The organism is Streptomyces sp. ME19-01-6 (assembly GCF_033793745.1).
In the GTDB taxonomy this organism is placed as follows: domain Bacteria; phylum Actinomycetota; class Actinomycetes; order Streptomycetales; family Streptomycetaceae; genus Streptomyces.
In genome coordinates, this window is record NZ_JARAXF010000030.1 from 100349 (window position 1) to 126426 (window position 26078).

At 68.8% G+C, this 26078-nt stretch carries 22 protein-coding genes and 8 pseudogenes; 16 read left to right on the forward strand and 14 right to left on the reverse strand.

Annotated features, from left to right (window positions below; translation table 11 throughout):
• Positions 1-167: 167 nt before the first annotated feature.
• Together PV419_RS41285 and PV419_RS41290 are read right to left on the reverse strand one after the other, a co-directional pair.
• Positions 168-1657: pseudogene (locus tag PV419_RS41285) on the reverse strand (transposase).
• A 118-nt stretch (positions 1658-1775) separates the two neighbouring features.
• Entirely contained in the window at positions 1776-2411 is a 636-nt protein-coding gene (locus PV419_RS41290) for an ATP-binding protein (RefSeq protein WP_319697920.1), read from the reverse strand.
• Between PV419_RS41290 and PV419_RS41295 the strand changes: the two genes are divergently transcribed.
• Complete coding sequence (locus PV419_RS41295) at positions 2325-2525, forward strand: hypothetical protein (RefSeq protein WP_319697925.1); 201 nt, start codon at positions 2325-2327, stop codon at positions 2523-2525. The two genes, PV419_RS41290 and PV419_RS41295, sit on opposite strands and share 87 nt — an antisense overlap.
• A 422-nt stretch (positions 2526-2947) precedes the next feature.
• On the opposite strand, the gene PV419_RS41300 is transcribed toward PV419_RS41295, so the two are convergent.
• Entirely contained in the window at positions 2948-3295 is a 348-nt protein-coding gene (locus tag PV419_RS41300; protein ID WP_319697889.1) for a DoxX family protein, read from the reverse strand.
• A gap of 1106 nt (positions 3296-4401) precedes the next feature.
• Positions 4402-4755 (reverse strand): helix-turn-helix domain-containing protein, encoded by a 354-nt coding sequence (locus PV419_RS41305; RefSeq protein ID WP_319697891.1) that lies wholly within the window; start codon positions 4753-4755, stop codon positions 4402-4404.
• A gap of 771 nt (positions 4756-5526) precedes the next feature.
• Here PV419_RS41305 and PV419_RS41310 point away from each other — a divergent pair.
• The 5 genes and pseudogenes from PV419_RS41310 to PV419_RS41330 all read left to right on the forward strand — a co-directional run bounded on the left by PV419_RS41310 (position 5527) and on the right by PV419_RS41330 (position 9059).
• Entirely contained in the window at positions 5527-6126 is a 600-nt protein-coding gene (locus PV419_RS41310) for a VOC family protein (RefSeq protein ID WP_319697892.1), read from the forward strand.
• A complete protein-coding gene (locus PV419_RS41315; protein WP_319697893.1) occupies positions 6123-6560 on the forward strand; it encodes a nuclear transport factor 2 family protein in 438 nt (145 codons plus the stop codon). Before PV419_RS41310 ends, PV419_RS41315 begins: the two co-directional genes overlap by 4 nt.
• Complete coding sequence (locus tag PV419_RS41320; RefSeq protein WP_319697895.1) at positions 6557-7408, forward strand: fumarylacetoacetate hydrolase family protein; 852 nt, start codon at positions 6557-6559, stop codon at positions 7406-7408. Before PV419_RS41315 ends, PV419_RS41320 begins: the two co-directional genes overlap by 4 nt.
• A 243-nt stretch (positions 7409-7651) precedes the next feature.
• Entirely contained in the window at positions 7652-8410 is a 759-nt protein-coding gene (locus tag PV419_RS41325; protein ID WP_319697897.1) for a CoA transferase subunit A, read from the forward strand.
• Positions 8407-9059, forward strand: a pseudogene (locus tag PV419_RS41330) (CoA transferase subunit B). The gene PV419_RS41325 and the pseudogene PV419_RS41330 overlap by 4 nt, the downstream one beginning before the upstream one ends.
• A 273-nt stretch (positions 9060-9332) precedes the next feature.
• Here the strand turns inward: PV419_RS41330 and PV419_RS41335 are convergent.
• From PV419_RS41335 to PV419_RS41350, 4 genes are all read right to left on the reverse strand, one after another.
• Positions 9333-10274: a site-specific integrase gene (locus tag PV419_RS41335; protein ID WP_319697898.1), complete on the reverse strand. Its 942-nt coding sequence runs from the start codon at positions 10272-10274 to the stop codon at positions 9333-9335.
• 1497 nt (positions 10275-11771) lie between these two features.
• Entirely contained in the window at positions 11772-11912 is a 141-nt protein-coding gene (locus PV419_RS41340) for a hypothetical protein (protein WP_319697899.1), read from the reverse strand.
• A gap of 53 nt (positions 11913-11965) precedes the next feature.
• Complete coding sequence (locus tag PV419_RS41345) at positions 11966-12637, reverse strand: site-specific integrase (protein WP_319697901.1); 672 nt, start codon at positions 12635-12637, stop codon at positions 11966-11968.
• A 388-nt stretch (positions 12638-13025) separates the two neighbouring features.
• Positions 13026-14156 (reverse strand): site-specific integrase, encoded by a 1131-nt coding sequence (locus PV419_RS41350; RefSeq protein ID WP_319697903.1) that lies wholly within the window; start codon positions 14154-14156, stop codon positions 13026-13028.
• A 129-nt stretch (positions 14157-14285) separates the two neighbouring features.
• Between PV419_RS41350 and PV419_RS41355 the strand changes: the two genes are divergently transcribed.
• Positions 14286-14672, forward strand: a complete 387-nt coding sequence (locus PV419_RS41355) for a hypothetical protein (RefSeq protein ID WP_319697905.1) — start codon at positions 14286-14288, stop codon at positions 14670-14672.
• A gap of 21 nt (positions 14673-14693) precedes the next feature.
• On the opposite strand, the pseudogene PV419_RS41360 reads toward PV419_RS41355, so the two are convergent.
• From PV419_RS41360 to PV419_RS41380, 5 genes and pseudogenes are all read right to left on the reverse strand, one after another.
• Positions 14694-15365, reverse strand: a pseudogene (locus PV419_RS41360) (ATP-binding protein).
• Positions 15366-15375: 10 nt separating this feature from the next.
• Positions 15376-16191, reverse strand: a pseudogene (locus PV419_RS41365) (Mu transposase domain-containing protein); the annotation flags it as partial.
• Between the two features lie 64 nt (positions 16192-16255).
• A complete protein-coding gene (locus PV419_RS41370; RefSeq protein WP_319697907.1) occupies positions 16256-16774 on the reverse strand; it encodes a hypothetical protein in 519 nt (172 codons plus the stop codon).
• A gap of 82 nt (positions 16775-16856) precedes the next feature.
• Positions 16857-18686 carry a tyrosine-type recombinase/integrase gene (locus PV419_RS41375; protein ID WP_319697909.1) on the reverse strand — a complete coding sequence of 610 codons (1830 nt, stop codon included), beginning with the start codon at positions 18684-18686 and terminating at the stop codon, positions 16857-16859.
• Complete coding sequence (locus tag PV419_RS41380; protein ID WP_319697922.1) at positions 18686-19036, reverse strand: tyrosine-type recombinase/integrase; 351 nt, start codon at positions 19034-19036, stop codon at positions 18686-18688. Before PV419_RS41380 ends, PV419_RS41375 begins: the two co-directional genes overlap by 1 nt.
• On the opposite strand from PV419_RS41380, the pseudogene PV419_RS41385 reads away from it, so the two are divergent.
• Positions 18990-19260 (forward strand): annotated as a pseudogene (locus PV419_RS41385) (zinc-binding dehydrogenase); the annotation flags it as partial. The gene PV419_RS41380 and the pseudogene PV419_RS41385 overlap by 47 nt on opposite strands.
• 133 nt (positions 19261-19393) lie before the next feature.
• On the opposite strand, the pseudogene PV419_RS41390 reads toward PV419_RS41385, so the two are convergent.
• Positions 19394-20203 (reverse strand): annotated as a pseudogene (locus PV419_RS41390) (AraC family transcriptional regulator); the annotation flags it as partial.
• Between the two features lie 125 nt (positions 20204-20328).
• Here PV419_RS41390 and PV419_RS41395 point away from each other — a divergent pair.
• The 8 genes and pseudogenes from PV419_RS41395 to PV419_RS41425 all read left to right on the forward strand — a co-directional run.
• Positions 20329-20706, forward strand: a pseudogene (locus PV419_RS41395) (MmcQ/YjbR family DNA-binding protein); the annotation flags it as partial.
• 425 nt (positions 20707-21131) lie between these two features.
• The gene (locus PV419_RS41400; RefSeq protein WP_319697910.1) at positions 21132-21887 is read left to right on the forward strand and encodes a (5-formylfuran-3-yl)methyl phosphate synthase; all 756 of its coding nucleotides are present in this window, start codon (positions 21132-21134) and stop codon (positions 21885-21887) included.
• A gap of 8 nt (positions 21888-21895) precedes the next feature.
• Positions 21896-23287 carry an aldehyde dehydrogenase family protein gene (locus tag PV419_RS41405; protein ID WP_319697912.1) on the forward strand — a complete coding sequence of 464 codons (1392 nt, stop codon included), beginning with the start codon at positions 21896-21898 and terminating at the stop codon, positions 23285-23287.
• Between the two features lie 2 nt (positions 23288-23289).
• Positions 23290-24393: an NAD(P)-dependent alcohol dehydrogenase gene (locus PV419_RS41410; RefSeq protein ID WP_319697914.1), complete on the forward strand. Its 1104-nt coding sequence runs from the start codon at positions 23290-23292 to the stop codon at positions 24391-24393.
• Positions 24390-24716 (forward strand): hypothetical protein, encoded by a 327-nt coding sequence (locus PV419_RS41415; protein ID WP_319697915.1) that lies wholly within the window; start codon positions 24390-24392, stop codon positions 24714-24716. Before PV419_RS41410 ends, PV419_RS41415 begins: the two co-directional genes overlap by 4 nt.
• Entirely contained in the window at positions 24656-25564 is a 909-nt protein-coding gene (locus PV419_RS41420) for a class I SAM-dependent methyltransferase (RefSeq protein WP_319697917.1), read from the forward strand. Before PV419_RS41415 ends, PV419_RS41420 begins: the two co-directional genes overlap by 61 nt.
• Positions 25565-25709: 145 nt before the next feature.
• Positions 25710-25826 (forward strand): annotated as a pseudogene (locus tag PV419_RS53550) (hypothetical protein); the annotation flags it as partial.
• Between the two features lie 11 nt (positions 25827-25837).
• A complete protein-coding gene (locus PV419_RS41425; protein ID WP_319697919.1) occupies positions 25838-26032 on the forward strand; it encodes a hypothetical protein in 195 nt (64 codons plus the stop codon).
• Positions 26033-26078: the final 46 nt, after the last annotated feature.

The window sequence follows — 26078 nt, forward strand, 5'->3', positions numbered from 1 at the left end:
GGTCTTGCCGAAGCCGAAGCCGGAGCCGCCATGGACGCACATCATGGCGCGGGCGGCGATGGTGTCGGTGAGGTTCTCCCGGGCGCCCAGCAGCGCACGGGTGGTGACCAGGCGGGCATCGGGCAGGGAAATGTACTGGTCGGTACGGACGGGCGGCAGGTGACCGGTCACGGGGAGTCCTCGCGCTCTGGTGGTCCGGTAGGTCGGGTGCGGGCTTTGAGGGTGTCGGGGGTGGCCCAGTCAGCCGGTGGCGCAGCGGGCGGGATCAGGTCGGGCAGCGCCAGCGCTGCCAGGTCGCTGTGGTGGTGCCGGGCCAGTTCCCGGGAGACATCACAGGCGGTAACGGCGTCCAGGCGGCGCGCCTCGGCTGCCTCGGTGGCGGGAGCGAACCGCGCGTGGCGCAGCTTCTCGGCTGCTTTGGCCTCGGCCCGCAGGCGCCGGGCTCGTGACGTGCGGGCACGGCGCAGAGCGCCGAGTTGTTCGGGCGTGGCCTGGTCGGCGAGGTGTGCGCTGCCCAGATGACGGCCGTGGGGTGTGCAGACTTCGATCTCGTGGTCGTGGTGGGGCATGAAGCGCACCGTGACCTCGCGGCCGGCCTGGCCAGCCATCCAGTCGGCGATGTAGTCCCGGTTCCTGAACCGCACGCCGTGGCTGGTGATGGTGCGCGTCCGGCCATCGTCTTCGAGCGTGAAGGACCACACGTCCGCCGGCGGGATGTCTCTCAGCGGGGTCGGGTCGGCCTGCCACGCCTGTATCGGGGTGGCGCCGTGCAGCTCGGCGGGTTGGTGCACGGTGTTCCACCAGGTCACCCAGGCAAGCAGTTCTTCGGTGAACGCCTGGAAGGACATCGGTGGCAGGGCTGGCCGCCGGTCGGGGCGGCGGCGCGGCTTTTTGGGGGTGTAGCCGGGCAGGGCGGCGAAGAGCATGCGGGTGGCGTTGAGGTTGAGGTTTTCCACCGTGCCTTTGAGGTGGGGGCTGTAGGGCGGCAGGACCGTGATGTCCGCGTCCAGCGCAGTCAGCGCGGTGGACACGGTGCGCGAGAGGAAGTCCTTGCCCCGGTCCAACCGCACGTGCTCGGGCAGTCCGCCGAAGGGTCCGTAGGGGTCGGTGCGCACGACGGCGGAGCGCAGCGCAGCCAGGATCGAGGCACACGTCGGGCAGCCGGGGGTAACAGCGAGGCCGGTGATGACCTTGGTCGCACAGTCGATGAACCACGTGACGTACGGGGGGACGAGGTCGCCGTCGGCGTCGACCCGCAGCGGGGCCTGGACGTGGTCGGCCTCCCAGACGTGATTGCGCCAGGTCCGGGGCCGCTTGGCGAACACATCCAAGGCGCGGGCGGCCTCCGGGCCCTTGCGGTATCCGGCCCGCTCCCCCGGCGTGAGATCCCGGCGCAGGGCCCGCAGGAACGTCGGCAGCGACGGAACGGGGTCCAGCAGCGGCACAGACGAGGGCGGGGCGCCACCCGGCAGGGGCGTGGCGGCCCGTGAGCTCCCGGACGCATGGCACTCTCAGGCGTGGCGGCCGCGTCCGCCAGCCACCGCCACACGGTGCGGTCGGAGACGTTCAGGCACTGGGCGGTGGTGTGGACGTGGGCGCGGGTGAGCCGGCGCTGGGCGCGCAGCTCGAGCAGACGGCGTACGGCCGGAGCCCGCAGCACGGTCAACGACACGGCATCCAGGGCGGGTTCGGGCAGGGGCCGTGACGGCTCTCGTGCGGGGCTGTGGTCGGGGGTGGTCGCGGTCATGGAAGCCCTTCGGCCCGTGAGAGGTCGGTCAGGGGGTGGGGCCGAGGCGCGAGCAGGCACGCGACAGCAAGGCCCTGTCCACCGCGGTCTCGGGGTGACGGGCCAGGGCCGCGTACGCATGGGAGGTGATCTCCGCCCAGGTGCGAAAGTTCCCCTTCGCCCAGGTGGCATCGGCGTGCAGCAGGTCAGCGTCTATCGCGGCGTCCCACAGCGGGTGGAACAGGCGCAGCACGGCGGGGACCTGGCCGGTGTCCAGGCGGGGCACCTGCTGCCAGGTCAGCATTCTGGAGGCCAGCGCGGGAGCACGCGCGAGGGTGCGCTCGGCGCCCGCGCCGCACAGGATGAGGGAGGTCTGGGTGGTGGGCGCGTCGACGAGCAGGCGCAGGTAGTCCAGTTCGGGCGCGGCAATGCGCTGCACGTCGTCGATGACCAGCGCACCGGGGGCTTGGAATGCCTGGAGCAGGGCACGGTCGGCGGCGTCCGTGCGGTTCGTCAACGACGGGGCGGACAGACCGAACGCGGTGAGCAGCGCGGCCCGCAGCTGCGGCAAAGCCGGCTTCACCGACACCAGCGCACGATGCACCGGCGTGCGGCGCGGAAGCAGGCGCAGAGCCTGATGCACCGCTACCGTCTTGCCGTGCCCGGTATCCCCGTACACGCACACGATCCCGCGGGCGGCGACGGTGTGCGCGAGCGCCTCGGGAACGGCGCCGAGTTGCTGCGTGGAAACGACGTGCGCGCCCGGCACATACAGGCGTACGCCGTCGGTAAACGGTGACGTGCCGGCCGGATCAGCGCTTGCCGGCTGTTTCGGCGGTCTGTACTTGTTCGCGCAGGCGGCCGATGTCGATGGACTGAGGGCTGAGGAACACCCCGAACTGGACGGGGTTCGTAGCGGTGACCATGGGTGACCTCCGATGGCGGGATGGGGGGTGGCTGGCTTCGTTCGGTTTCTTCGCCCTGGACGGTCGACGGACGGTCGACGCCGTTGGTGTGAGTGCTCTTCATGACACGAGAAGAACAGGGGCAGTAACGGGTGACCGGCTGCACGTCGGCCGGTTCGGTCGGGATGACATTTCTGCCATGCGTGCCGCGGGGACCTGCGTGAGCGCTGCAGACGGCGCGTCCTGCTGGCCGGGACCGCAGCAGCCGTGACTCGTTCCGCCGTCCCGGCCTCACCGAAATCGGTCAGGGTGCGGTTCAAGCAGAGAGCAGGCGGAGGACCAGAGCGGCCGCTCCTGCCAGCAGGAGCACCACCGGCGCCGTGACGTTGAAGTCCCGTATCCGCAGGTGCGCGGCCGTTGCTCCGACGAAGTACAGAATCACGCCCACCGCCGCTGCCGCGCCGAGCGGCCACCAGAAGAGGCCGATGGCGAGACCGACGGCCCCGGCCACTTCGGCGGCCGCCAGCAACCACAGCTTGTCGGCCGGGAAACCCACCGCATGCATGGTGCTCATCTGCATCGGATCGCGCCGCACCTTCCCCATCGCCGAGACGATCAGAACGAGGGTCAGCGGTATGGAAATCACCAGGGTGGCGATGAACATCACGGGCACCTTCACTTGATTGAGTAGCTCTGCTTCTAGATGTTACTCCATAAAAACTAGTGACTTCTATGTGGTGGTGGTCTCAGTCGTCTTCCCTGTTGACTCGGCCGGGTGAAGCGGATCGAACAGGGGCGGATGCGTGCCGGGTGGCGTACGTACTGGATGCCGACAGGCACCGGGTGACGGGGGATGCCGGTACCCGCTGCTCCGCCGGTCGGGGCGGGGACCTCCTGGACCGCTTCCCCTTCCCTGGTCGCCGCGATCCGCGTGCTGGAGTGTCGCGCCCCGACGAGTGGGCTGCTGTTCGACGCGAGCGTCCGCACCATCCTCGTAGCCGTACCCACTCCGGCCATTCTTCGGCTACGAGGCGATGTGCCACTGGATCGAGGACTTCGCGTCGTGAGCCTCCGAGTTCTCCCCGGTGCCTGGGTGGTGGGCACAAGGTGGTACCGGACGACCCGCACGGGCGATCAGGGTGGCGCGCTTCCGGCGGTCGACGGCCTGGTGCATCGCGCGCCTCCGGGCGGGCTGTTCGCCCTGCCATCCAGTGCGGGCACTTCCAATACCCGACTCCGCCATTGGCCGCGGCAGCATCCATGACTGCTCGAGGCCGAGACCGCCCGGGCCCTGCCGGCATCCGCACGTCCCTCCGCGACGACTTCGCCATGGGGACGGGAAGCTCCGGTCCTGCCGTCCGGCGCGCGATCAACGCCAGCCAAGACGCGTCTCGCCAGGGCCATCCGCACCCACCGCCAGGCCGGGGGCATCCATGGCTACCCGGCCCTGACCAGCTACGACAACTGCAAGCGTTCCTGCTGCCCGTCTACAGCCGCGACCGGGCGCCGTGCGACCGCCTGGACATGGCCGACACCCCACAGCTGGACCGGTGCCAGCCGTCCTGCGCGAAACCAGCGCACCGACCGCCATGCCACCGATCAACTCCTGCAGCACGGCCAGAGTTTGGAGAAAGAGGCCGTCTCCGAGGCACTCCCCGGCCCGCTCGCCAACCGGCTGTCTGTGGATGCTCGCCGACCGCCATCATTACGGCCGCGCCTCAGAGGCCGGCGCGAGGGGAACCATTCCCGGCCTCATGCACGGAGCTCTTATCAGTCGTCTGCGGTGTCAAGATTCTTCTCTGCCCAGGCGCTGAGCTCCTGCAGGGCGGGCAGTAGTGCTTGCCCTCTGGGCGTCAGCTGGTACGTGACCGAGATCGGAGGGCCTCCATCGATGACGCGTTCGATCAGGCCCGCAGCGCCCAGCTGGCTGAGGCGGTCGGACAACACCGAGTCGCTGATCCCGTTGACCGCACGCCTCAGCTCGGCATAGCCCGCCGGCCCTCCGTCCATCAGGGTGGCCAGCAGGATGCCGTTCCAGCGTTTTCCGAGGAACTCGAAAGCACGGGTCAGGGCAACGCTGCAGGCCCGTTCGTCCTCTCGGGCTGGGATCTGCTTGTCTCGCATGCCCTCAGATTACCCGAGCCACTCGTCATCCACTATCGACTACTATTTCCGCAGTTCTGGCCTTCGTGTGCCACGGAACCCGCCAGGACTCACTCGGCGAATTCGTTTCCCGGCAGGTCGGGCGCCGTCAATCGCCCGTGGGCACTCTTCACCGACCGTCTGGCCGCGCACGGCAGCGCGTCGGGATGGCCCTGGGCAGCCCTGCGCGGACCCGCCCGGCAGACCGCCCGAGACGGTTTCAGCGCAGGGCGATGACACCGCTGCGCCGCGCCATCGCCCTGTCCGACCGGCGGCTCGCCACGGGTCGTCTTGACGTCGACGACTTACCCCCGGCCCGGCAGCACGGACGCCAGGTGTCCACGACTTCGGTGAAAGGCCGCGCGGCGCGTGCGCAGGAGCCGGCCGCCAGGCGCCGCGGGGTCATTGTGCGCGGCCTCGGTCCGCCATGGCTTCCATGCGCTCCACGGCGGAACGGCGCGGAACGGGGCGTGTGCCGACTGCGAGCGGTTGGGCCATGCGGAATGCGGCTGCTTGCGCATACGTGAGCTCGGAGCTACGTTTGCACGCGTCACTAGTTTTTACGAAGTGACAGCGCAAATCATAGTGACTTCGCTTGACGAGACGACTGGGTTGCTGCCCCTCGCGGGCCTTCCCGGTACGCCGCACGTGCCGATTTTGAACTGCCCGGTCCCGAACGTCACGACCGTGCCCCGACCCGCCATGACCGCACGAGCGCGGTCATGGCAAGAACCGACGGAGAAGGAGAAGGCCATGGCCTCACCGGAGAAGCTGGCGCACGTGGTCTTGTGGACGCGGCAGATGCCGCAGATGCGGGACTGGTACCTCGATGTGCTGCAGGCGCGGGTCGTACACGAGAATCCGGCTCTGGCGTTCCTCACGTACGACGACGAGCACCACCGGATCGCGCTGACCGACCCCGACGGGATCGCCAAGCTGGCGGCGGAGCACGGCGGTGACGGCGCTGAGGAACTCGCGGGCTCGGGCAAGGACACGGCCGAGCTTCCGGTCGATCTGTCCACCCTGCCGCCGCACGGCCTGATGCACATCGCCTTCACCTATGGATCGCTGCTCGATCTGCTTGAGAACTACGAGCGGCTCGCGGGGAACGGGATCAAGCCTGTCACCGTGATCAACCACGGGACGACCACCTCGCTGTACTACGCCGACCCGGACGGCAACAACATCGAGTTGCAGATCGACAACTTCGACACCGCAGACGAGGGCACCGCCTTCATGGAGTCGGACTCCTTCCGGAGGAACCCCGTCGGCGTCCCCTTCGACCCGGACGAGATGCTCACGAGGCTGAGGGCCGGAGAGTCCCAGGCCGCGCTGGTGACCCCGACGTGGTGACCGCGCAGGCCCCGGTGGTCGGCCAGGAGTCCGATGTCGACTTCCTGAAGGCGCGCACCGCCTGCCTGGACATCGTCACCACGTCGTTGCGGCTGGTCGACAGCGGCCAGGCCACCAAGGCGCTGGAGCTGTTCACCGACGACGGGGAACTGGTCCTCGGCAACACCGTCATCTCCGGCGACGCGCTGCGCGCCGCCCTGGCCCAGCGGGAGACCGACGGCATCAGGCGTCTGCACCTGCCCGGGGAGCCACTGTTCCGGCTCCTGACCCCCGACGTGGCCAAGACGGAGACAGTCCTGCAGTTGTTCCATCTCGGCACGGACGGAACGTCCCCTCGGGCGGTTTCGCGGCTGACCGACCGGTTCGTACGCGACGAGCAGCATGTGTGGCGCCTGTCGCGCAGGACGACGACCATACTCGCGGGAAGTGCATGAGCTTGCGTCTCTACCGTACCCAGTACGGGCTGGCCCGGGGTGAGGGCGACGAGCTCCTCGTACTCGATCTTCCTCACCCCGATGCCGGATCCCTGCTCAAAGACGACATCGGCCTGGCACGGACGGCGCCGGTCCGCAGAAGGCTTCCCCTCCAGGCCGAGGAGACCAGGCTGCTGCCCCCCGTGGGCACCCCCGGGAAAGTAGTGCTCGTAGGGCTGAACTACAGGGACCACGCCGCGGAGGTCGGGCTGGCACTGCCGACTTCGGTGATGTTCGGCTCCATCGGCGGCGACATGGTGGTCGGCCCGCACTCCAGCATCATCCTGCCGGCCGAGGCGCCCGACCATGTCGACTACGAAGCCGAACTCGCCGTCGTCATCGGCAAGCCGGGCAAGGACATCCCCGCTTCACAGGCGTGGAGCCACGTCGCGGGGCTGACCGTCGCCAACGACGTCTCCGCCCGCGATGTGCAGCTCGCCGCGATGACCGGCGGCGTCCTCGTCGATCCCTCGGGCATCTTGCGCAGCAAGAGCTTTCCCGCCTTCAAACCCATGGGGCCCGCCCTGGTCACGATCGAGGACTTCACTCAATCGCTCTCCTTGCGCGTCACCACCCGGCTCAACAGCGAACTGCGCCAGGACAGCAACACCCAGAACATGGTGTTCTCCGTGCCCGAGATCATCGCGGCCGTCTCCGCCTCCACGCCTCTCGAAGCCGGCGACGTGATCCTCACCGGCACTCCCTCCGGCGTGGGATTCGTCTCCAGCACGTACCTGCGGCCGGGTGACGTCGTAGAGGCCGAGATCGAAGGGATCGGCCGACTGCGCAACAACGTGGTGTCCGCATAAAGGTCCGCACAGGACCGGCCGGCCAGGGCGGCGCTGCCCCGTCGGCTCCAGACGGCACCACAACCAGCAACCGGTAGCACTCGCCTTCGAACCGGACGTCGCCAGGGGTGCAGCCAGTCCGGCCCGTCACCCGGGCCGGACTGGCTGCACCCGGCATCCCGGTCGGTCAACGCACGTTCTTCGACGAACGGACGCACCGCCGGCGTCGTCTCCAGAGGGTCAACAAACGAAAGACGCACGACCATGGACAAAGTGATCACAGCCGACGACGCGGTCGTCGGCATCGCAGACGGGGCCAGTATCGCCGTGGGCGGCTTCGGTCTCTGCGGCATACCCACGACACTCATCGCCGCCGTGCAACGCACAGGTGTCAGCGACCTTCAGGTCGTGTCCAACAACTGCGGCGTCGACGACTGGGGACTGGGCCCGCTGCTGGCCGACCACCGGATCGCCCGCGCCACCAGCTCGTACGTGGGAGAGAACAAGGAGTTCGCCCGCCAGTACCTGTCGGGCGAACTCGAAGTCGAGCTGTGCCCGCAGGGTTCGCTCGCCGAGCGCCTCCGCGCCGGCGGTTGCGGCATCCCGGCGTTCTACACCCCCGCCGGGGTAGGCACCCAGATCGCCGAGGGCGGCCTGCCGTGGCGCTACGCCGCCGACGGCACCGTCATGGTGGCCTCACCCGCCAAGGAGACCCGGGAGTTCGCAGGACGGCCCCACGTGCTGGAGGAGGCCATCGTCACCGACTTCGCCCTCGTCGCCGCCGCCAAGGGCGACCGGCACGGCAACCTCGTATTCGACAAGTCCGCACGGAACTTCAACCCGCTGTGCGCCATGGCGGGCCGGATCACGATCGCGGAGGTCGAGGATCTGGTCGAGCCGGGCGAGATCGCGCCGGACGACATACATCTCCCAGGAGTGTTCGTGCAGTACGTAGTACACGCTCCCGGGGTGGAGAAGCGTATCGAGAAGCGCACCGTCAGCAACCCGGGAGCGGCGGCATGAGTCTGACCCGGCACCAGATGGCCGCCCGCGCCGCCGCCGAGCTCCGCGACGGCCAGTACGTCAATCTCGGCATCGGTCTCCCGACGCTCATCCCTCAGCACGTGCCGGCCGGTGTCCGCGTCGTGCTGCACAGCGAGAACGGCATCCTCGGCACCGGCCCGTACCCGTCCGCCGCCGAGGTCGACCCGGACCTGATCAACGCGGGCAAGGAGACCGTCACCACGCTGCCGGGAGCCTCATTCTTCGACTCGGCCCTGTCGTTCGGAATGATCCGTGGCGGTCATCTCGACGTCGCGGTCCTGGGCGCCATGCAGGTCGCGCAGTACGGCGACCTGGCCAACTGGGCCGTCCCCGGCAAACTGGTCAAGGGCATGGGCGGCGCCATGGACCTCGTCCACGGAGCCCGGCGGGTCATCGTGCTCATGGAGCACGTCGCCAAGGACGGCTCCCCGAAGATCCTTCCCCAGTGCACCCTGCCGCTGACCGGCCGGGGTGTGGTCCAGCAGATCATCACCGATCTCGCGGTCATCGACGTGACCGCCGAAGGGCTCGCCCTGCGGGAGATCCCGAAGGGCTCGCCCTGCGGGAGATCGCGCCGGGAGTCACGGCAGCCGAGGTCCGCGCAGCGACAGGAGCGCCCCTGCTGTGAGGATCGGCGACGCGCCGTCGGGGTCGTGGCCCAATCCACGTGGCTCTGACGGCTGCGCAGCCCTTTGAGGGATCGTGCCCTTGTGGCCTCGTTCGTGACCCGGACCAGATGGATCGTCTACGGGCGACGACTGGATCGAGACGGGCAGCCAGGCGTCGGCTGGCGGTCCATGGTCGAAGAGTGCGGCGGACACTGGGCAGGCTGCACCGTCATAGTCGACCAGACCACCCCGGTCCGTCGCGCCGACCTGGGCGTCCGCAGCATCGTCAGCGCTCAATCACCGCGCATAGCAGGGATGCCAAGGTCCACGGCCGTCTGCTGCCCGTGGCCCCGATCGAGCTGGCGGAGCTTCTCCTCGGCGCCAGCCAGGCTGACCTGGAGACCTTCGATCTCGCCGAGCCAGCCTTCCGTCTCGGCTTCGGCGATTCGGGCGATAAAGTTGTCGTGGATCTCGGCAAGCCGCGCCCGTTGGGCCGGGTCAGGCCGAAGGAGTGAGCATCTGACGCAAGCGTGCTCGTGGATGCACGCTGTTCCGTACGCGCGGGCGCAGGTGCCGACAGCAACCTTTCGGCGCTCGAAGTGACCAAGGAAGTCCTCCCACTCGGTATCGGTGGGGGTGCGGTACTCCCCGGCGGGGCGCAGGGTGCGGCGGCGGGTGATGAAGGCGCGGTGGGCTTCGATGGTCTCGGTGGGGTAGACGGCGTTGTAACCCATGGTGGTGTTGATGTTGTTGTGGCCGACGATGACCTGGGCGATGTGGGGTGGCAGACCGGAGCGGATGGCGTCGGTGATGAACATGCGCCGGAAGTCGTGCGGCGCGAAGTCCATGGGTCGGCCGGTTGTGTCGGTGAGGCCGATGAAGGCGAGGACCTCGGCCAGCGCGCAACGGATGAATTCGCCGCTCATGCGAGAGGGCTCTCCGGCGCGGTCCCACTGGAACAGCAGCGGAGCGGGCGGGTTCCAGGTGCGTTCTTCGTAGTCGTAGGCGGCCAGCAGCGGGATGGCACCGGTACGCGGGTCGCGGACCCGGCGGACGATGGCGGCCAGGACGTCGGCGAGTTCGGGGCTGACGAGCAGGACGCGCTCCTGGTCGGTCTTGGAAGGGGCGATCTGGAGCAGGGGGACGATTTCGCCGGTCGTGGGCAGGCGGTACTGGACCAGGGCATGGTGACTGGTCTCCAGCATCTCCTCGATGCGGGCGCCGGTGTGTCGCAAGGAACTCCACCGCTGCCCAGGCCCAGAAAGCGCGGTGCTCGGCGGGGTCGAAGTGCAGGAGCGTCCCGGCCGCGTCGCGGGCGCCGGCACCGCCGTTCTTGGTGCGGACGAAGACAGCGCCGCCGACTGTGAAGGTCGCGCCCGGCGGCACTGCGCGCAGGGCGTCCAGACCAGCCAGGCGGTGGCGGTGGCGGTCGGCTGCGGCCCGGGCAAAGGTTTCCAGGGCAGGGAGACGTTCGCGGGTGCGCTGGTCCATGCGGGCTTTGACCCGCTTGGTGCGCTTGGCGTCCAGGGTCTCCGCTTCCTTGATCGGGCACGGCGCCGCCCATGGCCCCCAGCGGGCCGGCTCCTCCACCGCCCAGCGTGCGATGTCGAGATAGAACGCGCGCACCGCCATCATCAGCAGGGCCCGGTCGGCCCGCTCGACCACCGTCTCCTCCACGGTGCCGTCCAGGCGTCTGCGCCGCTGGATCCGCGTGCGCAGGCGTTCCTTCCAGGCGGTGACCACCTCCGGTGGCAGATCCAGGGAAGCGATGCCGGGGTGGTGCCGTTCCAGATCAGACCAGAAGTCCCGGGTCAGGTTGCGGGCCAGGTTGTCCAGCGTGCTGTAGTCCAGCCGGTGCCGCCGCTCCTCCAGGTAGTCGATCAGCAGCCCCCGGACCTGCGCACTCTCCACCCCGTGCCGGTCCACCAGCTGTTCGCAGGTGAGCTGACCGGTGAGCCGGCCCAGCAAAGCCGCAGTGTCGTGGGCGCGTCGGGGGCAGATGGCCCAGCTCGCGCAGCCAGGAGTAGAACAGGGTGCTCGCGCACCCGCTTCTGGTGCCTCCCGCCTCGCGCACCACGGTGTCATACTCGATCGCGTCGCCGACGGTGATGTCCGCCAGGCCGCCCCCCTTGGCGAGGAGGATCCTGGCCAGCGCCAGACGGGCTTTGCCACCCGCAAGCGCCGACCATCGCCCTGGATCGACGTGCGCCTCCAGCTGGGCGAACCCGTCCGGGGCACGAACCTCCTCGGCAAACTCCCGCAGATGCATGCTGCGATGGCTGACCAGCCAACTCAGCGGCATGCGCACGACGTCGGCCCCGGCCAGTGTCAGCAGTCCGGACTGCACGGTGCCCCACCGCGTCACGCCGGTGGCCGAGGCGATCCAGGTTGCTCCCTGCTCGGCCCACCGGCGCGGACAGGCCGCCGCCGGCGAGGCTTCCCATCGCTCCTGCCAGCTCGTCCCGGGAAAACCGGCCAGCCAGGTGAGGATCGCGCGGCCCCCGTCAGCCGGTACCAGCCGGTGTTGGCGACGGCCGGGTGGTACGGCGGCATCCGCAGCGTGGCGAGGATTTCCTGTGCGGGCTTGTACGTCATCGGCCACCGCGTCCCGGCCTCGCGGGCGGGAAACCGGGCGCGGGCCTGTTCCAATGGCCCGCCTGCGGCCTGGGGCACCCGCAGCCGCTCGCCGGGGCCAGCGGCCGCCGCGCCGGTCAGATGCCGGAGACGGGCCTTCACCAGGATCCTCCGAACAGGTCGGTGAGGGCCTGGGCCCGGTATCCGGCGGCGGGCACCGCCGGGAGCCGGGCCAGCCGTTCCTGGCGACCATGGTGCGCCCGTACGGCCTCGACGATTTCGTCGCGGCCAGCTGGCACGTAGATCTGGGTGGTCGTCAGATGAGCGTGGCCTAGGACCCACTGGACGTCCGTCAGCGCCAGCTTCGGATCCCGTGCATCCGGTACGTGGCGGTATGCCGCAGATCGTGAAGTGTCCAGTTCGCACCCAGCAGGGCGTTGGCCCGGTTCAGCATGGCCCGTGCCGCGTGGTAGGTCAGGGGACGGAACCGCCGTAGTGTCCGCCACAATTTCGCCGTCGGATCCCGCGGCACCCCCGCCCGCCATGCCTCCTCCTGGTAGAGCCGCAGCCACACGAAGGCGTCCGGGAACGACGGCAGCTGCTGATATGCCCGTGTTCCTTTGCGGATCACTCCGAGCAGCTGATCGCCCGGCAGCGGGTCACTCTGGCAGCTCGTCAGCAGTTCTTCGGCACGAGCGCCGTTGGAGACCCAGAACGCCAGCAGGGCCCGGTCCCGGTGGTAGCGCAGAGCGGCGAACAGCTCGTTGAACCTGTGATCAGGGATCCGCCGCGGCAGCCGGGCCGGGACCGACGGCCGGTAGCGGCCTCCGCCCGATCTCTGGGCCGAACCGCCCGCGGCAGCCGGTCGGCGGTCCCGCCCTGCGGGAAACGGATTGATGATCGGGCCCGTGCCCTCCTCCAGGTGGAAAGCGTAGAACGACCGCAGCACAGCCTCGCTGTGCACCCGCGTCCGCGCCGAGTACATCGCTCCCGGCGCGGCCCGGCCGGTCACCGGATTCGGCACGCCTACCAGAGGCCGTACCGAAGCCGCGGCAGTGCCGCTGGAGGTCCGACGGCGCCAGTGGACGCGGACCGGCTTCGGCGCCACCTGCATCCAGCGGGCGAAGTCCCGGCTATCCACCCGCGTGACCCGGTCCCATGCCAGCCCCCACCCGGCCAGGAACCTTCTCTGCACTTTGCAACCCGACGGGTCGAGCAGACCTTGCGCCTGCGTAGGCTGCCCGCGTGATCGTCCGAGGTCGTGGCTGATCACCCCTCCATTCGCGTCGGAGCGGAGTACCCGGTGCTGGAAGTCCTCACTACTGCGAACCCCCGAGTGCTGGCCCGTATCCCTGAGCTGCTCGACACCTCGGAGTACCGGGACAGCCCAGGGCTTTGGGACGCAGCCATGTTCACGGTCGTGAGCAGTCGAATGCCAAGCTGCTGGGTCGCACAACTGGAGGACGGGCAGGCTGACCTTGGCACCGCGTGAATGGCAGCGCGCCGGCTTCTGGGAGGACTGCTTCGACGGTGTGCCCGTTGCTGTCGACGAGTACGATCGACTGAAAGCTGCGATCCTTGCCGACGTTTGATCGACGAGTTCTGATCATCGGTCGCCCTCGGCAGACCGGAGACCCGGCATGCCGAGGTTGACCGACGCGATGCGAGCCAGCCGCTGGCTCTTCAAATCCTCGCCACTCGGTGTCAGTGACCGGACGGTACTCGTCTGCGGGGCGAGCCTGGCGGCGACGGTCGAAAAATCCCTGATAGTGGCGGACGACATCTTCGTTGAACACGGCGACGTAGCCACGAGTTGTTTGCAGATTCAAGTGGCCGAGCAGAGCAGCACCGACATGGATCGGGAGATGGTTCACCAGGTCGGTGGCGAGGAGCCGGCGGAAATCATGTGGGGTGAAGTCGGCGGAGTGGAAGGCGGGATGGTCTTCTGCGAGTTCTCCGCAACGGCGTTTGAGCATGTTGACGACAGTGGTATCGGAGATGACCTCGTGGTTCGTGCCGATCCGCCGTTGAAACAGGAACGGCATGGGCGCACTGCTGCGGCGCTCGTGAGGGTCGTAGCGCGGCAAGAGTGGGATTGTGCGGCCGTCGCGCGTGTGACGCCGGATGATGGAGGCGATGACGCCGAATAGCTCCGCGGACATCGGGATGACGCGTTCCCGGTCACTCTTGGATGGGGCGACCACGAGTAGGGCAATTACTTCCCCGCCTGGCCGCTGGTACTGCCGGATACTGAGATGAGTGAGTTCGAGTGCCTCTTCGATGCGGACGCCCGAATGACGGAGAACTTCGACGATCGCCCACTCCCGGAAAGCGGCGTCCTCGGCTGCCGTGACGTTGATGGACTTGCCGCTGCTTTGGTCGCGGACACGGACGTTCGCGCTTCCCCCGAGCCTGACGCGTCGTTCATCGGCCCGGCTCCACAGCCGCTGGTATACACAGCCGTCGACGGCGACGATTGCTCCGCGGGCAGCACCAGCAGCTTGTTCCAAGAGCGCGTGGAGATGGCTGTACCGATTCTCCATGTGCTCCACGAGAATGCTCAGCAGGTGTCGGCGTACTCGCGAAAGTGCTCAGGTAGGTACGGATAAATCTACTCAGCCGGATGTTCGTCTGTGGGCTCGCGAGAGGTGGATGCGTGCGACGATCGAGGTGTGGAGAGTTCTGATCCTTCGTTCCGTCGGCGCCTGTTGATCGAGTCGCTGACCGTGTTGGCGGCCGATGCCCAGGCCCAGGTGGCCTGGCTGGTCAGGCATGCAGTGATGACGGACGAGATCGCCCTGGACTTCGATCACGCCTTCCGCATGGCCTGGTCGTTGGTGGAGGAAGGGCAAGTCGATCGCGGAGTCATGGCTGACCTGCAGGAGATCGACGCGATCATCAGTGGGATGAGCGGCGGGGACAACGCTGATCGATGGACAAGGCATGCGCTGTCCACCGATGAGGGGTGGGCTCTGGCCCGGCGGTTGGCCCGCCGGGTTCTCGTTGAGGAGCTGGGTGAGTGGCAGCAGCCCCTTCCGGAGATCACGGTTATCCGCTGAAAGGCTCCGTGTTCTTGCTGGTCAGGCCGCTTGGGTGACTCGTTCGATGGCGGCGAGGCGGTTCTTGAGCCGGTAGCTGGGGCCGTTGATCGAGATCACGTCGCAGTGGTGGAGAAGCCGGTCGAGGATCGCAGTGGCGAGCACTTCGTCGCTGAAGACCTGGCCCCATTCGCTGAAGGTCGTCCACCACCAGGACGCTCGGGCGGAGGTAGGTGCCGAGTTTACTGGTCAGGCGGCCTGCGGCTTCGGCGGCCGTGAGGTTGCGGACCATGTCGTCGAGGCTGGTGAAGTAGGTCGGGTAGCCGGCCCGACACGCCGCGACGGCGAGGGCGACGGCGGTGTGGGTCTTGCCGACTCCGGGCGGGGCCGAGCAGGGCGGGCGTTCGCTTTGGCCTCAACGAACGACAGGGTGGCCAAATCCTTGACCTTGCGTGGGTCGAGGTCGGGCTGGAAGGAGAAGTCGTAGTCGTCCAGCGTCTTGTGGTGCGGGAGTTTCGACAGCCGCAGGCCCTGGCGGAAGCGACGGTCGTCTCGGACGGCCAGTTCCTCGGAAAGCACCAGGTCGAGGAAGTCGAGGTAGCCCATTTTGGCTTCATCAGCCCGCTGAGCGTACTGATTGAGAGCCTCAGCCAAGTGGGGCAGGCCGAGTTTCGCGGCCGTGGTGCGGATGCGGTTGCCGGTCAGCTCGCTCAAGACGGTTCTTCGTCGCTTGGTTGGTGAAGGGGCGGGTGCCGGTCAGTTCGTCATAGACCGACAGTGGGCGTCGGCCGACCTGGATGCTGGCGGCCGCGGCTCGGGTCAGCAGGGCCTGCAGGGGGCCGGCTTCCTCGCCCAGGGGTGCCTCGTGGCGGGGCAGGGGCACGATGTCGCCGGTGGTGACACGGCGGTTCCTGCCGTCGGGCAGACCGTCCCAGTGCTCTTCGTCGACGACGCGGACCCCTTTGCCGACCGCTCGCGGGTGGGCGGCCAGCAACGTCGAGCCGTCGTCATCAGTGATGGTCGCATGCAGCATGACCTGGGACTTCGTGGCCCGGACCTCGATCAGCTGGCGGGGACGAACCTTGCGGGCCGGAACCGAGTAGAGGTTTCCGGCGAAGGCGACGAGGCAGTCCTTGCCGACCGGCCGCAGGTGCCGCTGGGTGACGACATAGGGCGTCTCGGGCAGCGGCCGCAAGGCCATGTGATCTCTGACCGCCCGCAGGCCGATGACCTCGCCGTGGGTGCGGTGGGTTCGCGCCCGCCGCAGAGGCACCCAGGCCATGAACGCGGAGTCCATCTCCTCGATGGAAGCGAAGGCCCGGCCGGCCAGGACGTGGTCACGGACGATGTCAACCTGCCGCTCGACCCGGCCTTTGCCGGTAGGACGGTAGGCCGCCAGGACGTCGATGTCGAAGTCGTAGTGCCCGGCGAACGCCACCGCTTCCGGATGCAGCGGAACGGCCTCACCAGGGGCGACATGCCGACGGACCACCGTCTTGGTGCGGTCATAGACGATCGACATCGGCACCCCTCTAATATGCGGGTCTCGTTGTCAAGCTCCGGGAACGTTGCACGTCATCAGTCGATCGGTCGGCCGGGTTCGATCACGCGCCGAAGCCGTCATTTGGAGCGTCGGTTGCCGGGGGTGTGCACTCGTGGCTGCTGATCCAGTGGCCAGCACTCTCCAGGAGGGGCTCGGAGTCGGCCTCGGCCCGGAAGGTGAAAGTGACGCCTGTCGTCTCGACCTGCAGGGCCAGCTGTCCGGGTGGTTGGTGGAGTGTCACAGGACTCAGGCGGCAACCGACTGCGTTGAGCTGCGCCGTGACTTGAGTGTGGGTGGGAGGCCCGGCGAACGTGGCGAGTGTCGTCGTTCCGGGGACAGGAAGCTCGATGGCGTCTCGCCAGGTCTGCACGCTGATCAGCGTGATGCGACGGCAGCGACAGACGCAGAGCTCGGCGTCTCCGTAGGCGAAAAGATGGGGCCAACGCCGCCGCTTGCTCACTCGACCGAAATCCCGCGGCGGCCAGAGCGTCGCCGCGATCTCATTCAAAGTCGCGTGGCAGTGCAGCGGGCCGATGGCTGCTGTGGAGGCGAACTGGGCCAGGGTTCGAAGGGCGGTCACGCGGTGGAGCGTGCCACCTGACCTGCTCGGACGTCCACCGAGTTGATCCCTCTCCAGGGCCGGCTGAGGGCGGATCGTGGATTCAGCCGGCCTGCTCGTCGAGGCGCGACAGCAGGCCGTCGAAGATCTGTTCCCGTGCGAGCTGTCCCTTGGCCGCCGCGTCGTCTCGCTGGCGTTCGAGGGTGGGCCGGAACTCTATCGTGGTGACGAAGAACGTGCAGGACTCGCAGATCGACTCGAAGTGGCAGTCCATCTCGACGGGGCGAGCGCAGTAGCCGTTGCCGAGCATCCGGCGGCGCATCTCCCTGCGGAGCTTGGCCATCTCCGTTCCCTCGGCGTCGGCCGGCAGCTGAGGCGGGGCATCGTAGAGTGCCTCGACCTTTTCCGAGACGGTGAAGTACTCGTCGGCGACGGTCCGGTCGGCGATCCGGGCGTAAACACGTGTCATGGACAGGGACCGGTGTCCAAGGAGTGCGGCGATGGCCTCCAAGGACATGCCCCGGTTGATCGCCTGGGTGGCCAGAGTATGGCGGAGCTGGTGCGGGGTTACTCTGCCGAGTCCGGCTCGCTCGGAGGCTTTGCGGACGGCGGTCTCGATGCGGGAGGCGTTGACTGGGCGGCCGTGGTCGGTGAACAGCAGGTTCGAGCGCAGGCCCTCGGGCCGGTGGAGCAGCCAGTCGTCCAGCAACGTCTTCAGCTGCGGGTGCAGGGGGACGTAGCGGTCGGTGTGCATCTTGCCGACCGGGACGCGGAGCCAGTAGGCGGAACCTATCTGCACGACCGCGTCGATGGTGAGGCCGAGCATCTCGCTGCGGCGCATCCCGGTGCGGGCGAGGATCTCGATGGCGAGCCGGGCGAACGGATCGGGGTCTTGGCGGGCGGCGGCCAGCAGCTTGGCGGCTGCTGCGTCGTCCAGGAAGCGGGGCAGCGGCTCGTCTGCGATCGGGAAGTCGCTGTCGAACACCAGCTGGCGGGGTGGCCGGTCGGCGGCGTCCCACTCGTCCAGGCGGCGGAAAAATCCGCGGAGTTTGCTGAGGCGGTCGCGGACGGTGTGCCGGTGCAGCGGGCCGCCGCGGGCGGCTGGCCGCTCCAGCAGCCACTGGCGATAGCGTTCGATATGCCGTCGCTTGAGTTCGGCGACGCAGGTGACGTCCGTGTCTTCGGCGGCGACCAGGAGGGCGAATTCCCGCAGCGTCAGCTCGGCGTTCTTCACGGTGCCCGGCCGCATTGTTCCGGCGATCTGCTGCAGGTAGTGGTGCATGGTGTCCGCCATCCCGGCCGGGACACGGGCCCATTCCCGGGCTCGCATGTCGGAGTGGTCCGGGGAGCGTCGGCGCGGGAGCTGGTCGGTCAACTCTCCGTGGAACAGCATTGCTTCCAGGTTGAACAGGGCGGTCGACAGGGCCTTGACGCCTCGGTTGGGGATGCGCCGCGCGGCCTCCAGCAGCAGGCGGCGTCCTTCGTCCCAGTCGCTTTGCTGCAGCTCGTGCGGCTGCTTTCCGAACAGCGCGACGAAGTGGGCCAGCAGGTTGAACTGGGTCATGGCCACCGTGTCGCGAAAGCCGAGCGTGCGGGCTGTTTCCATGAACCGCAGGTGCAGTTCCGGCGCCGTGCGGGCGAGCACGATGCCCAGTCGCGGGCGCCGTGCGACCAGGTAGTCCACCCCAGGCTGCAGACGTCCGGTGACCGAAAGCCAGCTGATGAACCGGTGGGTTCCGTGGTTGAAGGCAAGCTGGCGTTCCAGCGGCAGGCGACAGAAGTCGGCCAGGTCGGGGACTGCGGCGAGCAGAGCGCGGGCTCCCCAGCGGACCTTGTGGTCGGTGTTCATGCCTTGCGCGGCCCGGTGGGCGAGGTAGAACTCGACGAGGTCCGAACGCACGATCGGCAGGGCTGCGGCGCGGGCCCGGCGCATCAGGGCTCCGCCCGGTCGGCGTCGATGGCGGCACTGGCCTGCAGGTACTGCTCGACGAGCCAGGCGTTGGCCAGGTGGATGTAGCTCCTGGTCGATTCGATGGAGCGGTGTCCGGCCTGGGCCTGTACCGCTTCCAGAGCCATGCCTGCCTCCCGCAGCCGAGTCAGGCAGGTGTGCCGTAGTTGATGGCACGTCAACTTCGCGAATCCGGTCCGTTTCCGGACGCCGTCGAGGATCTCGTCCAGGCCGTCGGCGGACAGCGGCCGACCCCGGGTCGGCCCGCGCAACACCACGAACAGCCGGTGCTTCACCGGAGCCCTGGCGGGCCAGTGGACGATCCCCGATTTCACCCCCGTTCATGATCCCCAGCGGGGTGCGGCTGACGTCCTACGGCGGTCAGGCCGCCGACCTCCCGGCCGACGTCTTCGCCCGCCAGCTCCAGGCCATCGCCGCAGGGCGTCTCAAAGTCCCGGTCGCGAAGGTCTACCACGGCCTGGAACAGGTCCGTGACGCCCACGCCGACGTCGAGTCCGCCACCACGCCGGGCAAGCACGTCGTCGTCCTGGACGACTGAGACCTGGGCAACTGGGAAACGACAACCAGCCACCACGATGCGCGACGGTCGACAACGGTCGGCCACAGTCCGGGCATCCCACCGGGCGCCTGCCAGCAGGCGCCGGGCTTCAGGAGGCGCCGGGCTTCAGGAGGCGCCGGGCTTCCAGGAGGCGCCGGGCTTCCAGGAGGCGCCGCTCGTCGATGAGCTCGCGTACTCCCTTGCCGGTGGCGTCCCGGGCGGCGCGGCTGAGGGTGCGGACCGAGCAGCCGAGCAACTCGGCGTAGTCCGCGGCTTGGTGCAGCTCGCGAAAGTGCAGCTCCAAGGCGTCCAGGAAGCGCCCGTATCTGTCGGCACGGCCCGTGCCGGCCGTGGCCGTGCCGATGGGGGCGATGCCCGGGGAGTTGGCCAGGCGCAGCAGCAGCGATTCGAGCAGGCTGCGCCGGCAGGGCGTGGTGGATGCCGAGGGGGCGGCGCCCAGTGCGCGGTGTTCGTCCAGGAGCTGGAGTGCGGTCTGCTGGAGCCAGGCGGTGTCGTCGGGGTGCGGGCTGAGGACGGCAGGGGCCTCGTGCGCGGTGAGCGGGGCCAGGAGACGGGCGAGGTCGGGCCGCAGCACGTCCGGTTCGAACAGGATGAACGGGCCGCGGGCCGCGCCGGGCGGATGCCAGCACTGCACGTGCCCGGGACGCACCCACAGCCACTGGCCGGGGGCGACGGTCCGCGTGACGTGGTCGACGTCGTGCCGCAGCTCACCCTCGGTGACCGCGATGAGGTAGTGGAAGGTGGCACGGCCCGGACGGGGCGGGTTCCACGGCCAGTCGTCGTGCTGGGCGAAGAAATCCTCGACGGTACTCACCTCAAGGCCGTAGGGAGTACCGACCGGGGGCTGGAAACCGTACAGCGGAACCGCAGCTGGTCCGGTGGCGGTTCCGCTCGGGTCGGGGTGTCGCTTGTCGACCATCACGTGTCCGCAGCCTACCGCCTTCCAGTCGGCTTCGACGGAAGGATGGAACGTGCCGCAGCGCCCGCGGTGGCGATCCCCCCGCCTCCTTCGATGCCACAGTCCGTCACCACCTGAGCTCACCATTCATGAACGGATCGGCCCTGCACAAGACCGCCGCCGACTGCGCGGAGGAACTCCCCGGAGCCCGGCTGGATCATCCCTTCGGTCCCGCCTGGGAGGTCTTCAAGGTAGGCGGCAAGGTGTTCATGCTGATGACCGAAATCCCGGGGCGGCCCGTCGTGATCCTCAAGGCGGACCCCGACGAGGCCCACGCCCTGCGGGAGCAGTACAGCCACATCACCCCCGGCTACCACATGAACAAGAAGCACTGGATCACCCTGGAAAGCGGAGAAGGCGTCGACAAGGAGCTCGTCAGGGAGCTCGTCACCGACTCCTACCGGCTCGTCGTCGCCCACCTGCCCCAAGACCGACCGACAACACCGGCACCTATAGGCGCGCCAACTACCCCGCGCAAAACCGCCACCACACCCAACATCACTGCGCAGCACAAACAGCCAGCTCAGCCCACATACCACCCGTCACCGACCCACCAACCCCACACCGGCTGCCCTCACACGGCGAACACACCACTCAATACAGCTGAACAACAGCAGGCCACGATCAAGATCATTAAACAAACACAACAGCTACGCCCTTGTGCATCTCGCGCTGCGCCGACTGTGCGGCAACGGGTGCACTGCGTGCGGCTGGTTCGAACCGGTGCAGACGGCGTGCTGGAGGGGCGCGCACAGCCAGGGCAGTGCCCCGTTCGGACTCCGCGCGCCCTGCCGATGGCCACAGGCCGCAGCAATGATGAGCAGACCGCACGTGATCCAAACGACTCCGCGCCTGCCCTTGGCAGGTAGACACGCGGTGGAAGGAATCCACGTTGTTGCTTCTCATCTCCCCGGACAGCGTCGAAGAGGCCCTCGACTGCGCAAAGGCGGCGGAGCACCTCGACATTGTCGATGTCAAGAAGCCCGACGAGGGCTCGCTCGGCGCGAACTTCCCGTGGGTCATCAGGGAGATCCGCGACGCGGTCCCCGCGGGAAAGCCGGTGTCCGCCACCGTGGGAGACGTGCCGTACAAGCCCGGCACGGTGGCCCAGGCGGCGCTCGGTGCCGCTGTCTCCGGAGCCACATATATCAAGGTCGGCCTCTACGGATGCACGACGCCCGAACAGGCCATCGAGGTCATGCGAGGGGTTGTCCGGGCGGTGAAGGACTACCGGCCGGACGCGTTCGTCGTCGCCTCCGGCTACGCCGACGCCCACCGGATCGGCTGCGTCAGCCCGCTCGCGCTGCCGGACATCGCCCTGCGCTCCGGCTCCGATGCGGCCATGCTCGACACCGCGATCAAGGACGGGACACGGCTGTTCGACCACGTTCCGCCCGACGTCTGCGCAAAGTTCGTCCGGCTGGCCCACGAGGCCGATCTGCTCGCCGCTCTGGCGGGCAGCATCAAAGCGGGAGACCTCGGCGCGCTGACCCGCATCGGCACGGACATCGTGGGGGTGCGCGGGGCGGTCTGCGAGGGGGGCGACCGCAACGCCGGAAGGATTCAGCCGCATCTGGTGGCCGCCTTCCGGGCGGAGATGGACCGGTGTGCCCGGGAATACGCAGCTGCCATCGTTACCGCGAGCTGACCGCCGGCATGCCGATACCTCAGCCCTCTCGCACACCCGGAATACACGGCGAGCGCTTGCCCGTCCTCCATCCGGCAACGGGCGAGGCCTTCCAGATGGCTCCCCACCAGCAGCCGGACAAGTTGGACGCCGTCGTCAACCAGGCCCAGGAGGCCAGGCACAGCCGGCGAGCCGACCCTGGCGCCCGCACCACCACGTTGCTCGCGGCAGCCGACGCCGTGGAGGCGGCCGGGGTCGGCCTCGCTCCGTTGCTCACCCGTGAACAGGGCAAACCCCTGGCCGAGTCGTACGCGGAGATCGCCCGCGCGGCGGTGCGCCTGCGCTACTTCGCCGAGCTGGTCCCCGGACCCCAGCCGATCACAGACGGCCAGCCGGTACGCAGCGAGATCCGCCGGCGGCCACTGGGGCCCGTCGCCGCGATCGTGCCATGGAACTATCCCCTCCAGCTCACGTCGGCGGAGTTCGCGCCCGCGCTCGCCGCAGGCAACACGGTGGTGCTCGAGCCGTCCCCGTTCACGCCCCTGGCCACACGGCTGCTGGCGTCCGTCATCTCCACGGCCCTGCCCGAGGACGTATTGACGGTTGTCACCGGCCGCGAACCCCTCGGCGCCCGTCTCGCGTCCCATCCGGGGATCCGCCATGTGACCTTCACCGGTTCGGTCCCCACCGGACGGGCCGTCGCCAAGGGCGCGGCGGCCTCGCTCGCCCGGGTCACCCTGGAGCTGGGCGGTAACGACGCCGCCATCCTGCTGGAGGACATGGATGTGGAGCGGATCGCGGACGGGCTGTTCTGGGCGGCGTTCCGCAACTGCGGGCAGGTCTGCATGGCGGTCAAACGCGTCCACGCCCCCGCCCGGCTCTACTCCCAGGTGGTCGAGGCCCTCGCGCAGCGCGCGAAGACCGCAGTCGTCGGAGCCGGGCTCGACCCGGGATCGCAGTTGGGGCCGGTCAACAACGCCCCTGCGCCGGCCCGGGTCGAGCGCTACACGACCCGGGCCCGGGCAGAGGGTGCCAGAGCCGTGGCCGGTGGCCACTGGCTGGATGGGCCGGGCAACTTCTACGCCCCCGCCATCCTGGCCGATGTCCCCTTCGACAGCTCCGTGGTGACGGAGGAGCAGTTCGGTCCCATCCTGCCGGTGCTGCCGTACGGGAGCCTCGACGAAGCCGTTGAGGCGGCCAACGACACCGGTTTCGGGCTGGCCGGCTGCGACCTCGGCCTGGCCGACGCGGTGGCCGACCGGCTGGAGTGCGGGACAGCCTGGATCGACCACCATGCCGAACTGTCCCTCGCCCAGCCGTTCGCGGGCATCAAGGAAAGCGGTGTCGGCGTCGCGGGCGGGCCGTGGGGGCTCTACGGGAAGCTCAGGCCGTTCGTGGTGCACCGTCCGGATGAGGCGTGACAGTGAGGTTCGCTGCGGCGGTACTGCGCTCGTACGAGAGCCGATTCGCTGTCGAGGAGGTGATCTTGAACGCGGGGCCGGCCGACGGCGAGGTCCTGGTCCGGATCGCGGGCTGCGGGATGTGCCGGACCGATCTCGCGGTGAGGCGTTCAGCGGGCCGCTCACCGCTGCCGGCGGTGCTCGGCCACGAGGGGGCCGGGGTCGTGGTGGAGACAGGCGGCCCGGACACCGGCCTGAATGTCGGCGACCATGTCGTGCTGAGCTTCGATTCCTGCGGACACTGCCGGAACTGCCTGGGCGCGGCCCCCGCCTACTGTGACTCCTTCGCCTCGCTCAACCTCTTCGGAGGGCGCAAGGAGATGGCGGCGCGGTTCACCGACGCGGCCGGGGGCGAACTGGCCCCCCGGTGGTTCGGCCAGTCCTCGTTCGCCCAGTACGCGATGGTCCCGGCCCGCAACGCCGTCCGGGTCGATCCCTCGCTGCCCATCGAACTCCTCGGACCGCTCGGCTGCGGCTTCCTCACCGGCGCCGGAGCCATCTTCAACTCCTTCGGCGCCGGACCCGGCGAGGGCATCGCGGTCTTCGGCGCGGGAGCAGTGGGCCTGGCCGCGGTGATGGCGGCCACCGCAATCGGGGCGGTAGCCGTGGCCATCGACCGGCACCCCGGACGGCTCGCCCTCGCCGAGCGGCTCGGTGCGATCCCGCTGCACTCTGCATCGGCCGACCTGCCCGGCCGCATTGCGCAACTGACCGACGGCGGCGCGCAGTTCGCGCTGGACACCACGGGCTTTGCCCATCTGATCAACAACGCGCTTCGGGCCCTGCGCCCGACCGGCCACCTCGGCCTGGTGGCGCGGCTCCACACCGCACTGCCGCTCGAACCAGGGGCACTGGACCGGGGCCGGAGGATCTCCCACATCTGCGAGGGGGACGCGGTGCCCAGACTGCTGATTCCGCGGCTGACCGGACTGTGGCAGGCCGAGCGGTTTCCCTTCGACCAGCTGATCCGTACCTACCCGCTCACCGACATCAACGAGGCCGAACGCGACTGCGACGCGGGCCGCGTGGTCAAACCCGTCCTGGTTCCGGAGAGCAGGGGCCGATGAGCGAGGCGTTCAGCACCGCTGCCCGTCTGACCGGCCGCCCCCTGACGGGCGGCCACAAACACCGCACCGCCTGGCCGGCCCGGGCGGCGATCCGGCCTGCACCCAACCGGCCGGAGGTTGTGAACCGGGTGACCGCAGGGCTGCGCGCCATCGGATACGCCCCGAGGAACAGGCCGCCCAAAACTGTACGTCGTGCGTTCACCGCGGATCGTCATCCGTATTCCTTGCTGTTCGTGGTCTGGCTCGCGCCAAAGGAGGACACATGGCCGGCACAGCGCATCGCAACACCGGTGTGGAAGGCGTGGAAGGGGGTGTCGGCCTGACCGCTCTCATGGTCGCCGCGGCACGGGCGATCGAGACCCACCGCCACGACAGCCTGGCACGAGACGTCTACGCAGAGCACTTTGTGCTCGCCGCGCCGGCGTCCGCCAGCTGGCCGGTCCGCATACAACAGGTTGCGGACGGAGACGCGAACCCGCTGTGGGGACGATTCGCGCGTTACTTCGGTCTGCGGACAAGGGTCCTCGACGACTTTCTCCTCCGGTCCGTGCACGCGGGCAGCGCCCACCAAGTCGTCCTGCTCGGGGCCGGGCTGGATTCGCGGGCGTTCCGGCTCGACTGGCCCCCCGGCTGCGTGGTCTTCGAGATCGACAGGGAAGGCGTGCTGGCGTTCAAACACAAAGTACTCGGCGGACTGCCGGCCAGCCCAAAGGCAACGCGCGTTCCGATCCCGGTCGATCTGCGCGCCGACTGGGCCACAGCGCTGACCGATTCCGGCTTCGAGCCGGCCGCACCGAGCGTCTGGCTGGCCGAGGGGCTGCTGTTCTACCTGCCCCACGCCTCCGAGACGTACCTCATCGACACGGTGGACCGGTTGAGCGCGCGGGGAAGCACTCTGGCGTTCGAGGTCAAGATCGACAAGGACTTGCTGGAATACCGCGACAGCCCGCTCTACACCTCGACGAAACACCAGATCGGCATCGACCTGCTCAACCTGTTCGATGGAGAGCCGCGGCCCGACTCCGCAGGTGATCTGGCGCGCAAGGGCTGGTCCACATCAGTCCATACCCCCTTCGACTTCACCCGTCGGCACGGGCGCGGCCCGCTGCCCGAGCAGAACGATGCACTGGCGGGCAACCGGTGGGTGTTCGCGAACAAACCTGGGTCGTAACATCGCCGGCTCGACGTCCGCACCGCCGTCCTCCCCGCCGCCCACACGAGCCACGCCGAGACGCCCGTCATGGTCCTCACTGAGGTGCCCCCTGCGGTGTAGACACTCTGATGGCGGATCTTGATGGTCCGGGAAGATGGTTCACATGGCAGGGCGGATATACAGCCCGGAGTTCCGGGCGGATGCGGTGGGGTTGTGGAGGGCCTCGGTGGGGCAGCGGTCGATGAAGGATGTCGCCGCTGATCTGGGCATCACCCGCGAGACGCTGCGGCTGTGGGTGCGAGCGGCCGAGGGCGGTGGTACCGCCAGGCCGCGGCGGGTGGTCCGGGGCAGGACGGCTCCCAGGAGGCCGAGGTGGCCCGGTTGCGTGCGGAGAACACCCGGCTGCTGAAGGCAGAGAAGGAGTGGCAGCTGGAACGGGAGATCCTTCGCCGGGCGGCCCAGTGTTTCGCCAAGGAGATGAAGTGAGGTCGCGCCGCTGGGGCTTCATCTCCCCATACGCCGACGAGTTCGG

What these genes read in the sequence shown, in the direction of transcription:
- PV419_RS41295 (WP_319697925.1), top strand. Translation starts at nt 2,325, where the DNA reads ATGCACCGGCGTGCGGCGCGGAAGCAGGCGCAGAGCCTGATGCACCGC.
- PV419_RS41300 (WP_319697889.1), bottom strand. Translation starts at nt 3,295, where the DNA reads ATGTTCATCGCCACCCTGGTGATTTCCATACCGCTGACCCTCGTTCTG.
- PV419_RS41415 (WP_319697915.1), top strand. Translation starts at nt 24,390, where the DNA reads ATGAGCGAGGCGTTCAGCACCGCTGCCCGTCTGACCGGCCGCCCCCTG.
- PV419_RS41405 (WP_319697912.1), top strand. Translation starts at nt 21,896, where the DNA reads ATGCCGATACCTCAGCCCTCTCGCACACCCGGAATACACGGCGAGCGC.
- PV419_RS41310 (WP_319697892.1), top strand. Translation starts at nt 5,527, where the DNA reads ATGGCCTCACCGGAGAAGCTGGCGCACGTGGTCTTGTGGACGCGGCAG.
- PV419_RS41320 (WP_319697895.1), top strand. Translation starts at nt 6,557, where the DNA reads ATGAGCTTGCGTCTCTACCGTACCCAGTACGGGCTGGCCCGGGGTGAG.
- PV419_RS41420 (WP_319697917.1), top strand. Translation starts at nt 24,656, where the DNA reads ATGGCCGGCACAGCGCATCGCAACACCGGTGTGGAAGGCGTGGAAGGG.
- PV419_RS41325 (WP_319697897.1), top strand. Translation starts at nt 7,652, where the DNA reads ATGGACAAAGTGATCACAGCCGACGACGCGGTCGTCGGCATCGCAGAC.
- PV419_RS41350 (WP_319697903.1), bottom strand. Translation starts at nt 14,156, where the DNA reads ATGGAGAATCGGTACAGCCATCTCCACGCGCTCTTGGAACAAGCTGCT.
- PV419_RS41305 (WP_319697891.1), bottom strand. Translation starts at nt 4,755, where the DNA reads ATGCGAGACAAGCAGATCCCAGCCCGAGAGGACGAACGGGCCTGCAGC.
- PV419_RS41375 (WP_319697909.1), bottom strand. Translation starts at nt 18,686, where the DNA reads ATGCGCCGGGCCCGCGCCGCAGCCCTGCCGATCGTGCGTTCGGACCTC.